Source organism: Vibrio sp. VP6 (assembly GCF_028823755.1).
GTDB lineage: Bacteria > Pseudomonadota > Gammaproteobacteria > Enterobacterales > Vibrionaceae > Vibrio > Vibrio parahaemolyticus.
Genome location: NZ_JAPEID010000046.1, coordinates 24,127 through 35,097 on the forward strand (window position 1 = coordinate 24,127; position 10,971 = coordinate 35,097).

Consider the following 10,971-nt stretch of genomic DNA (forward strand, 5'->3'; position numbering starts at 1 on the left):
CCTACGACAAATCTAACTTATGGCTGTGAGTCATGATGTTCTTCACCATCGCGTTTTTTTGGATAACAAAACTCAGCTCTTCACGTACTAAATCGACTGTTGATGTCATCTCTGGCAAAGACTTTAGCTCAGCCCAACAATGCCAAAGCGCTTGTTCTTTCTGAGCGCCAAGCGGGAAACTTTGCGCAAGCATAGCTTTTAATGCTGCTCTGTCTGTTGGCGGCTCAGCCATTAACTGGCCTGCAAAATCTCCGAGCAACTCTTGTTTCAGAACGCTCAATAATTCTGGAACGGCATCATCCGTTCCTTTGGCGCTTTTCGCCTGATGAAAGGCGTACCACAGCGCTTCTTTTTGTGTTTGAGGATCAGAAAAAACGTCCTTTAACGAAGAAAGCACGCTTTGTTTAGAGACAGTCTCTGCTTCCTTGATCGACGCATACCAATCTTTAATTGCGTTGAGTTTCTCTTCTACTTTTGTCAGCGTGTCTTTGGGAACTGAGCGAGAAACTTCGGCCGTGGTTTCTCTCGTCATAAGCTCGCTCATTCGCTTCGCATCGTCGCGTTCATAGTGACGAACATCGGTTGAATGAGCGGGCGTTTGTCCGACAAAGTTAGGGTCGACTCTCATCCAAGATTCCTAATGTCTTGGGTGAAGCTCGCCGCAAAAGCTTGGCTCTCTTCGCTGCCTTGAGCTGCCAGTTCCATCCAACGTTCAGCTTGGCTTAGTAACCCTGCTTTTGCAGCCGCTAGTGCCGCCAAACTGATTAGGTCAGGATACGCGGTGCAAAGTGGCTCAAGTAATCGATGTGCCTCTTCGTACGCGCCTTTGTTCATCAGGCTCATCGCACGAATCATTGCTACGACTTCTTCAGAGTTCGAGGTCTCCTCAAGGCAATCGGCAATCGTATTGGCCTCTTGATGACGATGCATCCCCGTCGCCATCAAAGCAATTTCAGCCAACAGCTGGCGTAATTCTCGTTCCATGCATTACACCTTCTGCAGGATCGACTGCATTACATCTTTGATCGCACGAGTGGTGGTCGCGTTGATGTTGTATACCACCGACCATTTGTTGATAGCGTGCTGAAGTTCAGCCAGCTTAGATGGATCGTCCGCGTTGGTTTCTAGATTTTTAATTGCATCGGTGACGGATTTGTTCGCGTCTTTCGCTTGTTGCTCAAGTTTCGTTTTAACGTCATCGAGGTTTACACTGTTGGTCGCATCGTAAAATGACATAGGATTTCCCTTTATTTTTGGTTAGCTTCGTATGCTTCAATCACAACCTGTGCCGCTGTGTATGCTTCATACTGTTTTAGTAGCAATTGATACTGCTGCGGAGGACATCCCAAGTCCAACTGACGCTTTACCGCTGCCTGTGCTTGTAAGAGCTTGCTCTTAATGTTTTGCACTTCAATGCCACTTAGGTCGTTATTTAGAATCTGTTCAAGATTTGTCATGGTTTTTCTCGCCTTCGTATCCAAGTTCAATAGTGATAACGCGCCCGCCTTTCACCAGCTCAATCCCTGCTGGCGTTACGCTGGATATGCGATAACCCTGCGGAGTGCGAGCCCCTACCATGTAGCGAACGTTATCGGTAAGAATAACGTACGGCACTTGGCCAAAATTAACGCTACGAAACGGGAAGTCGATGTCCGTGCCTTTGCTGACTTTGGGAATCGATTTCAAAACCAGATACGGCTTTTCACCATACTGCTCACGAAAATCCCGAGTCACGCCGTAAAAGCGTGTGGTTTCGATGTCGTCTAATTCACCACGTACTTCAATGCGGTCACCACTTGTCACTAATTGAACTTTTTTAAGCAGCTCCGCGTTGGTGAGCAGCTCTTTTAATGTGTCCATGTACGCGCCTGCACGCTGCAGTTCGACTTTCCAAGCGACCAAACCGGGTACATCGCGTTCTAAAATTTGTTCGACTTGGTTCCATTTGCTGGCGTCATCGATGTAGCCCGTCAGCAGCAACGTGCCAGTTTCATCCCCGTTCTCGACTTTCACTTGGTGATAGCCAAGGTTACGAAGAATAAAGCGCACGCCTCGGCGGATTTCTTCCATCGTTCTTAGGTCACTTTTGTAGTTAATACCCAGAACATCGATTCTTCCCAGCAGTTGCAGTTTCTGCGTTCTGTCTTCGACATAACCTTCTAAAACTGCTTGATGAGCAGTAGCGTTCCACTCCACACGCACATCATTGAGCCCAAGCTCATTTAAAATATTGCGTACCAACACAATCGGTTCGGCTTCTGCCACAACTTCACTGTCATTGCCATTGGCTTGGCTGTACCACATGCCAGCGAATATCGCGCTTGGTATCGCGCTGCACAGCACGGCTATCAGTGCGGTTCTTTTCCAGCTTGTGCTTTGCGCAGTAACGACTGGTGCATCTTGTTTGGTTTGAGCATCCGTAACGTTGGTGACGATCAGCTCGTCTTCAACGTAACCCAGTGCAAATTTCACCACGCCAACAGAGATCACCGCGTGGCGCTCTAGCTCGATGCCCGATTCACCAACCGCTCGGTTTTCACCGTTGATGGTTACGTCCTGACATCCACGCAACATCACCGATTCACTGTCACACACTAAAGTGAAGTGATTGGCTTCTACGCCAGCATCCGATAACACAAGGTCTGCGATAAAGTCGTCGCTACCTAAAACCAATGCGCCTTCTGGCAGTGTGACTTCAACCCCGGAATGCACGCCGGATAAAATACGAATTTTCCATTGCTGCATTTCGGTTATGGCTCCTCTGAAGGGCGAACACATTCGGCCTGTGAAAGGTCACATTCCGCCACTTTGACTCGCCAGCCTACTTGCCCGGACGGCAATTGACATTGAGTTAGCAGCGAGGACTTTTGCTGTGACAGTAAGTCTTGCTGGTAACGTTCTGCCTGCGTTTTTGACGTACAGCTGAATACTTCAACAACCGATTTAAATTCTGCGCTGTTGTTCGAAATGTTGTTGAGCTGGCCAATACTCGGGCGCAAATCATGCTCATTACCTATCAGCACGCTGTCACCAATGCCATCGACCACGATTCTCGGCTCGATAATGAACATGCGAACTGTGCGGCGCGTTGTGTTGGTGTTACTACGGAACAAAGCGCCTAGGTATGGAATGTCGCCCAACAGCGGGACTTTACGTAGTTGATGGCTAACTTCGTCTCGGTATACGCCACCAATGAGTAAGCTTTGCCCTTGTTTTACAGTCGCTAACGTACTGATTTCGGTTTTACGTACAGATGGAAGATCATCCACACCACCATCTGGGATCTTTGCGCCATCTTCTAAGTGAAGGCTCAAGTTGATCTCTGGTCGCGTCGCGAATCTGTCGCCGACGATACGAGGCACAATGCGCAACAAGGTGCCATACGTCACTTCTTCCAAAGCCGCCGTCTCTTTGCCAACCAATTTGACGTAAAACGTGCTGCTGTTGTTTAGCACCGCTTCGACGTTTTCTTGCGTGAGCAGCGTTGGTCTGGAAACGACTTGCGCACTGCCTTTCGATTCCAATAAACGAATTTGCGCCAACAAGTAGTTCAAGTTGGTCGAATCCAACAAGGACTTGAAACTCTGACCACTGCCCAATGTGACGTCACCGTTATCAACGTCGCCGGTTGTTTTGATGTCGACAATGCGGTTGTTTCCAACCGATACACCCGCACGCCAATCCACACCGAGCTGACGTAAATCGTTTGCGCTAATGTCCACAATAGATAACGCCACCTCGATACGAGATTGTGGCTGATCGAGTTGAGCGACCAGCTTGCGATATAACGGCAGTCTTGCTTGGGTATCGCGAACGATGATCGCATTCAGCCCCGGCTCCGCTTCTACGGTTGCACCGCCGTGCACAGACGCAGTTTTGCCACGAGGTTTTGCTGCTTCTGCGGGTAATCCGTTTACAGGCGATGTTTGTACAGACGCAGAATCCGTAATTTGAGTTTGAACACCGCCAACCACACGACTCAATACCGAAGCAATCCCCGGAACGGTAATGCTTTGGTCGCGATACGAGATACTTCTGTCCGTCGCCGAGGCATATTTAAGCGGAATGAGTTCTACAAACAGCTCATCCGTCGAGTTTGACTTTTGCAGCAATCGGCTCTCTAACGCTTCTGCGGTTTGCACTACTAACTCAACGTAACGCGGCGGCCCAGCTAGATAAACCAGCCCTTTATTTTCGGCAGCGCGCCAACCATAACGAGCATCCCAAACACCGGTTGAAATCAAGGTACTGCGAAGCTCGCGCGCGGTAAGCAGTTCCAATTGCAGCAATCGGGAGCGCGTTTCTGTCGCTTTGTAAACGTGCAGTACTGCGCCATCGAAGTACCACATCAAGTTATAAACTTGCGCTAGGTAGTCGAGAAACTCCGCTGGATCTTCTGGCGTGAATCGACCACTCACTCGGTCATTCACTTTGTCGCTCACAGACACGGATACTCGATAGTTGGCACCAAAGTTGTTAAGCAGATCTTTCAACGAATCATTATCGGCATAGTAACGAAACGGTTGTTCAGGCCAATTGAGCTCTGTCGCTTGTACAGAAAACATCGGAACGACACACAGCGCGCACAATGTCATTTGGGCGGCAATGCGCCCTATTTTTGGCATGAGAGTTCGCATTACGGTAACCACACATGATGACTGATGGTGTGATTAACACGCTCGTGTTCAAGCAATTCCATGTAGCGTTCACACACGTTGGCATGTTGCGCAAGAAGTTCTGAAAACTGCTCATTTGAAGTATTTTCTATCATCGCTTTGCCTTGCAAAATCAATTGTTGGTCAGCGTTTGTGGTGAGCACGCTTGGCGTATCTCGAAGCGTTTTTAGTGATAGCTGCATACAACGTTTTAAAGCTTGTTCTTGTTGGTAATCGAGATGTTCATTGAATCGAAGTGGCAAGGCAGTTTCCCATAAGATCCATGATGAGTGCTGTTTGATTGTCAGTGTTAACTGGTCTACTTCGATGGTGTAAGCGCCATTTTCTCCGGCAATAAAAGGCCCTATCCCTAGCGTTTCCGCTAGAGATTTCATCATTTTATCTAACATATACTGCCCTATTTAAATCTGGCTGAGATGGTTACAAGCCTGACCGCATTGGCCACTTTGAATATCAAAATAGTAGTGATCAACATCGCCAACGATCTGCATGTCTTTAAACCATTGCCACACTTTAGCAACGGCATTGAGGTCGTTATAAACCACGTCACACGCATCCCAGACTTCATTGAGATCCGGTGCTTGTAAACGAGCCTCAGAGCACCACGTTTTCCAATCAGAGATGAACATATCCGTCGTTGAAGTGTAGTCCGCCAGTTCTTTCAAGTTGCTTAACGACGGTTGCCACTTATCGACCAACGCTTTATGAGATTCAATTACTTGTGACTGCTGCTCGTTCAGTGTATTTAGCTGCGCTTTTAACTGCGTTTGCTGGCTCTCAATCAACGCAAGTTGTTGTTCAACAAAAATCGCGCTGGTGTCTTCTCCCGATAACTTCGACCAGTACTCTTTTTGAATATCCAGCTGATTCATCAGTTGTTCCACTTTGACCGAGGCGTGCAACGCACTTTGGTCGGTTTGTCGATGAATCCATTCGGTCAACGCCAAGTAGCAACAAAGGATCAGCGTTTTTGGCGTGGCCAAGTTAAAGCAAAAGCCCAATCGAGAGTTGATGTATTCGAGCCTCTGCTCAAAGGTCGCTACTCGTTGACTGTCACTTAACTGAGCGCCAATTTCTAAAAACAGACGCATGGCAAAACGGTCAATCGATGTACCCAATCTCAAATACGTTTTCACCAATTGGCTGGCGCACAAACTGTCCACCACACTTCTGTCCAACAAGCGTTGCAACAACGATAACTGGTCGTCATTCAGCACACCTTCACTCAACAGCTGTCGGTGATTCACGTGGACAACATTGAGATCCTGTGATGGCTGAGACGCACTCTCGTATCGTGCTCCTCTTTGCAAAACAGTGACTTTCCTTTGCGTCACAATGCTGTCAGGAAAAAGCGAACGGCGTCGCCAATGCTGCTTTTTCATTTGTGTTCTTCTCCGCATCCCTTTCGAACACTCCAGAATGAAAGGGATGTAATAAATTTGAATTATTCGTTCTTACGCTGAACATAATAGAATTTTATGTCCGTCGGTGACTTTCAAAATTAGTCAGAAAATTTTAGTCATAAGTCATTTCAATTAGCGATGGCGACTTGCTCATCACCGGAACGGACCTTACTTGGCGTAGTGCCAAAGCGACGTCGATAGCTTTGAGTAAAGTAAGATTGGCTGGAAAATCCCGCTTCCATTGCCACGTCGACAATGCTCATTTTGCTCGTCAGCAAAAGCTTGTGTGCGTGCAATAAGCGACGCTCACTGATCCAAGCTCTTGGAGAGATGCCATAGTGCTCATTAAAAAGCTCTTTAAAGGTTGTGAGACTGGCACCAAATTCTTGAGCATAATCCGTCAGCTTCCACTCTTTCAAATAGTGCAGCTCCATAAAGCGGCGTAAGCGGTCTGAGGTTCGGTTAGTTTGCTGCGATAGCAAGGCATAGAGGACTTCGCCCCCTTGACTGTGCAGCAATAGAATCAGCATTTCTTCGTACTTCAAACGCATGATGGCGTCTGGGTACGACTGCTCCTCCAGCGTTTTCATGCCGGAAAGCACTTGCTCAATGAGAATGTTCAAACCAAAAGAAAACAAACCCGAGTTGAGTTTGTCCACTTTTGGCAACGTCATGAGAAGATCGCTGTGTTTTTGCAGTAATTGGCTTACTAGCTCATTGTCGAATTCAATGATAGATGAGTGATAATTCCCACCCTGTGGTGAGTACTCTAACAAGTAGTCACCTTGAGAGAGAAATACCCCATTCCCAGCAACGACATCTATGGTGCAATCGCCAGTTTGAACTCGTAATTGACCATTGTGAACGACAACAATATGAGATTGGTCTGAGTGAAATACTTCGTCATGTTTTTCGTAGTGAGAAAAACTGCGAATTTTTCGCAAGCTAGAGCCGACCGTTTCTGTGTTTAGTTGGCCTGACACATCCATTTTCTACCCTTCATAATTTTTAATTTCTCTTGTGTGTAAAAGAGAAACTGTCAAAGCACTACTTTGTTTGTTGTTATTTCCTAAGCAGTACAATTTCAATTAAAGAAGCAAAGAAAAGAGCATAGAAGTTCATATCACTTACCATACCCCCCGAAATAAATAGCGAATAGCTTAGAAACCGCCATTCCTTCGAGGAATTAAGCAGCCTAAGCTCAAATACAGGCTTCTGAATGAGTAGTTGTTTTATTTTCAGATAGCGCTTTTACTTTCTTATAAGTCTATTTTCATTAAATAACGTTATGCTATTTAAACTCTGACTTTGTTTTTATATTAGAATAAATTAAATTACTAATATGATAATGAAAATTAGGAAAACCACATTTCCAAAACCTTCAAATTGTTTGTTTTTTAATCCAAAACGCCAAGCCAACGTGTTCAAGGCGTAGGATATAATCATAAATCACACGCTTGTGGCAATAGTTATTAATATAATTTCCAACTGTCCCGATGACTCATTTTTCGCAATTTTATTTATAAAAACGCTCAACAATTCTTTCACATTGAATTGGCTATTTCTATTCACATTTAATAAATTAGATAGCGCTAATTAAATGTAACCGATTACTTTTTTGTTTCTATTTCTATAGGAAAAAGTCTTAAATCCACTTTCTGACTTCCTTCTCTGAATATATATTTCTGCTCATTTTGGGCGATAATTTGACCTTGAGAATAGAGTTTCCCTATCACTTTCATTTCTCCTTTCCCGGCTTGAATTGGCGCAATAAGAAAAGAATATTGAACTGGTAACTGAACACCTTGATATTGCTGAGAAGCAACAGTAAGACATTGATTTTCAAAAGCCTGACACATCTCCACCTCTATATAGGTCGAAACTGGAGGATGGTATCCTTCGACAGAAATCCACCCATATACATTCGCTTGGCTCTGAACGGAAAATGGCTGTGCAGTCCCCACGGATTGAGCGCATCCAGTCAATAACATTAAACCGATAAGACCGGCCCACTTACTGCTTTTCATTTAGGCTCCCATAAATTATTTTTATCGTCTTATTATGATTTATTTTTACACAACTTCTTATGTGTACGTTTAAATTTTCGGCTTATATTTATTCTACAGATGGACAGCAATAACGTTCCACGTACAACACGTAATTAACATAGTATTTAATTTTTAAGATAACACAATTCTAATTCTTCATCGCTTGTCGATATAAACCAAAATCTCACCATAATAGAATTTAATAACCGTTAATCTTTATATGCACCAGCACTCATTTGTAAGATTAGAAGCAAGGTGTCAATTCTGGGTTTCCGGCCAAAATATAATAACTAACAACCAAAATTGATAAACACACCCCACGATATCGAATATGTTTCCCGATAAAATTCTCAAAAGGACTGTTTCTATGTCAGCACGCCAAACTATCGATGAGGTTTTACAGAAGTTTGCTCATCAAATAGGCTTGCCTGAACTGCATTTGACGGACAATGAACTAAGCTTAGCTTTTGATGATCACTTGAAGGTTCATTTCATCTTTCATCCAGAAACGAATACGCTGCAACTGGAAGCGGAAATTGTTGGATTACAAATCGTCAATTCTGATCTTTATCGTTCTTTTTTGGCGTTCAATTACCATTGGCCAGAACACCAATTATTTTTCAGTTTAGATAATCATAGGCACGTACTGTGTTTGAATAAACTGATTGGCATCGAGCAATTGGATTATGAATATTTTGAAAATGCGTTGGCGGAATTGTTGACGCAAAGCGAGTCATGGGAGTCGTTGCTATCTGCTCACGTAGTGGCCGAAGAGACGCCTGCTATGCCTCAAAGTTTAGATCTGAGAGTTTAGGTGTCTTATGTCTAATGACATCCAATCTGCACGCAACAGCCAACCCATTCACGGATTGGAGCAAGTAGAACAACGTGAACTTGCGCCACAAGGAACGTTTCAAGGTCGCAAAGTGACCCTACTCTCTTCATCAGAAAACAAACAGGCACGCATGAGCTCAAAGCGAGAACTGAGCGAATGTTTAAACCAGTTCGCGAGCCTTGAATCTTGCAATCTAGTCTTGGATTTTGAAAAGCCAACTGGATTTGAGAAGCAAAGCGCTGCTATCGAAAAGCTTTTTGAGCGAAAGATAGATGTGATTGCTCGAAGCGAAAAGTAAACACAAGTTATCACGCACGCACAGCTCCCTTCTGTGGTTTAATGAATGCCAATAAAAAAACCCCGAATAACCGGGGTTTTGAGTTCGTATTTAGCCTAAAACATCAAACTTAGAAAAAGCCTAACGGGTCGATGCTGTAGCTAATCAGTAAGTTCTTAGTATTTTGGTAGTGATCCAGCATCATCTTGTGCGTTTCACGGCCGATACCCGATTTCTTGTAGCCACCAAACGCTGCGTGTGCAGGGTAAGCGTGGTAACAGTTGATCCAAATTCGACCAGCTTCGATATTACGGCCCATGCGATATGCCACGTTTGCATCACGCGTCCAAACACCTGCACCTAAGCCATACTCCGTATCGTTTGCTATTTCCAATGCTTCCGCCTCATCTTTGAACTTAGTGATAGCAATCACTGGGCCAAAGATTTCTTCTTGGAAGATTCGCATCTTGTTGTGGCCTTCCAGCATTGTTGGCTGAATGTAGTACCCTTGACTGATTGACTCTGGCTGTTCTGATACACCGCCACCAAAAACCACTTTTGCGCCTTCTTCACGGCCGATTTCTAGGTAACTTAAAATCTTATCAAACTGTTCTTGAGAAGCCTGAGCACCAACTTGAGTATCGGTATCGAGCGGGTTACCTTGCTTGATTAACTGCGCACGTTCCGTCAATTTATCTACGAACTTATCGTAAATCGCTTCATGGACCAGCACGCGAGATGGGCAGGTACAAACTTCGCCTTGGTTGAAGAAACCAAGCAACGTACCTTCAATGCACTTATCGAGATACTCATCTTCGTAGTCGAAAATATCTGAGAAGTAGATGTTTGGAGATTTACCACCCAACTCAACTGTCGATGGGATCAAGTTGTCTGCCGCACATTTTAGAATGTGATTGCCAACTTGTGTTGAGCCCGTAAACGCGAGTTTTGCAATGCGGTTGCTGGTTGCTAACGCTTGGCCTGCTTCTGAACCAAAGCCGTTTACAACGTTGATGACGCCCGGAGGAAGCAGATCACCGATTTTTTCCATCAAAACCAAAATCGACGTTGGCGTTTGCTCTGCTGGCTTCAATACCACACAACAACCCGCCGCAAGTGCCGGTGCCAGTTTCCAAGCCGCCATGAGCATTGGGAAGTTCCAAGGGATGATTTGACCAACTACGCCAATCGGCTCTGGGAAGTGATAGCTTGCCGTGTGCTCATCCAGCTCCGCCGCACTGCCTTCTTGTGCGCGAATACAACCCGCAAAGTAACGGAAATGATCCACCACTAAAGGCAAGTCCGCCGCCAAGGTTTCACGAACTGGTTTGCCGTTTTCCCATGTTTCTGCAACCGCAAGTTCTTCTAAATGCTGTTCAATACGGTCTGCGATTTTCAGCAAAATGTTAGAGCGTTCGGTCACACTGGTTTTCGCCCATTTTGCTTTGATGTTATGTGCTGCATCCAATGCTAAGTTGATATCTGCCTCGCCAGAACGGGCAACTTTACAATACGCTTGCCCGTTGATTGGTGAGATATTGTCAAAGTACTCACCGCCCGTTGGTTTTACCCATTCCCCACCGATAAAATTATCGTAATGCGATTTGAAATTAACGATGGCATTTTCACTACCTGGCTGTGCATAGATCATAACTCTTCCTTTTGTTTCTCGTTCATTAACGACAGGGCTTTGTTGCGTAATTCAGACGAGAAACCAAACCTCCTAAAGTTG

At 45.1% G+C, this 10,971-nt stretch carries 13 protein-coding genes; 2 read left to right on the forward strand and 11 right to left on the reverse strand.

Features of this window, described 5'->3' with window-relative positions:
* Position 1: 1 nt before the first annotated feature.
* The 10 genes from vscH to OU793_RS21185 all read right to left on the reverse strand — a co-directional run bounded on the left by vscH (position 2) and on the right by OU793_RS21185 (position 8,106).
* Positions 2 to 628 (reverse strand): YopR family T3SS polymerization control protein VscH, encoded by a 627-nt coding sequence (vscH, locus tag OU793_RS21140; RefSeq protein WP_069485066.1) that lies wholly within the window; start codon positions 626 to 628, stop codon positions 2 to 4.
* A complete protein-coding gene (gene vscG / locus OU793_RS21145; RefSeq protein WP_031828055.1) occupies positions 625 to 984 on the reverse strand; it encodes a YscG family type III secretion system chaperone VscG in 360 nt (119 codons plus the stop codon). The genes vscH and vscG overlap by 4 nt, the downstream gene beginning before the upstream one ends.
* Before the next feature lie 3 nt (positions 985 to 987).
* On the reverse strand, positions 988 to 1,236 hold the full coding sequence (gene vscF, locus OU793_RS21150) for a type III secretion system needle filament protein VscF (protein ID WP_005464566.1): 249 nt from the start codon (positions 1,234 to 1,236) through the stop codon (positions 988 to 990).
* Between the two features lie 11 nt (positions 1,237 to 1,247).
* Positions 1,248 to 1,457 (reverse strand): EscE/YscE/SsaE family type III secretion system needle protein co-chaperone, encoded by a 210-nt coding sequence (locus OU793_RS21155; RefSeq protein ID WP_015296814.1) that lies wholly within the window; start codon positions 1,455 to 1,457, stop codon positions 1,248 to 1,250.
* Positions 1,444 to 2,745 (reverse strand): SctD family type III secretion system inner membrane ring subunit VscD, encoded by a 1,302-nt coding sequence (gene vscD, locus OU793_RS21160; protein ID WP_005477850.1) that lies wholly within the window; start codon positions 2,743 to 2,745, stop codon positions 1,444 to 1,446. The genes OU793_RS21155 and vscD overlap by 14 nt, the downstream gene beginning before the upstream one ends.
* A 5-nt stretch (positions 2,746 to 2,750) precedes the next feature.
* Positions 2,751 to 4,649, reverse strand: coding sequence for a SctC family type III secretion system outer membrane ring subunit VscC (vscC, locus tag OU793_RS21165; RefSeq protein WP_017448956.1), 1,899 nt, complete (start codon positions 4,647 to 4,649; stop codon positions 2,751 to 2,753).
* Entirely contained in the window at positions 4,637 to 5,065 is a 429-nt protein-coding gene (gene vscB / locus OU793_RS21170; RefSeq protein WP_159404102.1) for a YscB family type III secretion system chaperone VscB, read from the reverse strand. Before vscB ends, vscC begins: the two co-directional genes overlap by 13 nt.
* A gap of 12 nt (positions 5,066 to 5,077) precedes the next feature.
* The gene (gene esxD / locus OU793_RS21175; RefSeq protein ID WP_159404101.1) at positions 5,078 to 6,076 is read right to left on the reverse strand and encodes a type III secretion system regulon anti-activator ExsD; all 999 of its coding nucleotides are present in this window, start codon (positions 6,074 to 6,076) and stop codon (positions 5,078 to 5,080) included.
* A gap of 131 nt (positions 6,077 to 6,207) precedes the next feature.
* Positions 6,208 to 7,068 carry a type III secretion system transcriptional regulator ExsA gene (gene exsA / locus OU793_RS21180; protein ID WP_159404100.1) on the reverse strand — a complete coding sequence of 287 codons (861 nt, stop codon included), beginning with the start codon at positions 7,066 to 7,068 and terminating at the stop codon, positions 6,208 to 6,210.
* Between the two features lie 621 nt (positions 7,069 to 7,689).
* Positions 7,690 to 8,106, reverse strand: a complete 417-nt coding sequence (locus tag OU793_RS21185) for a YscW family type III secretion system pilotin (RefSeq protein ID WP_023623563.1) — start codon at positions 8,104 to 8,106, stop codon at positions 7,690 to 7,692.
* A gap of 388 nt (positions 8,107 to 8,494) precedes the next feature.
* Here OU793_RS21185 and exsC point away from each other — a divergent pair, with 388 nt between their 5' ends.
* Positions 8,495 to 8,941: a type III secretion system regulatory chaperone ExsC gene (gene exsC / locus OU793_RS21190; protein ID WP_005464682.1), complete on the forward strand. Its 447-nt coding sequence runs from the start codon at positions 8,495 to 8,497 to the stop codon at positions 8,939 to 8,941.
* Positions 8,942 to 8,948: 7 nt separating this feature from the next.
* Positions 8,949 to 9,260: a T3SS regulon translocated regulator ExsE2 gene (gene exsE2, locus OU793_RS21195; protein WP_025612237.1), complete on the forward strand. Its 312-nt coding sequence runs from the start codon at positions 8,949 to 8,951 to the stop codon at positions 9,258 to 9,260.
* A gap of 109 nt (positions 9,261 to 9,369) precedes the next feature.
* Here exsE2 and OU793_RS21200 read toward each other — a convergent pair whose 3' ends face one another.
* Complete coding sequence (locus tag OU793_RS21200) at positions 9,370 to 10,890, reverse strand: aldehyde dehydrogenase family protein (protein WP_025532536.1); 1,521 nt, start codon at positions 10,888 to 10,890, stop codon at positions 9,370 to 9,372.
* Between the last annotated feature and the right edge of the window lie 81 nt (positions 10,891 to 10,971).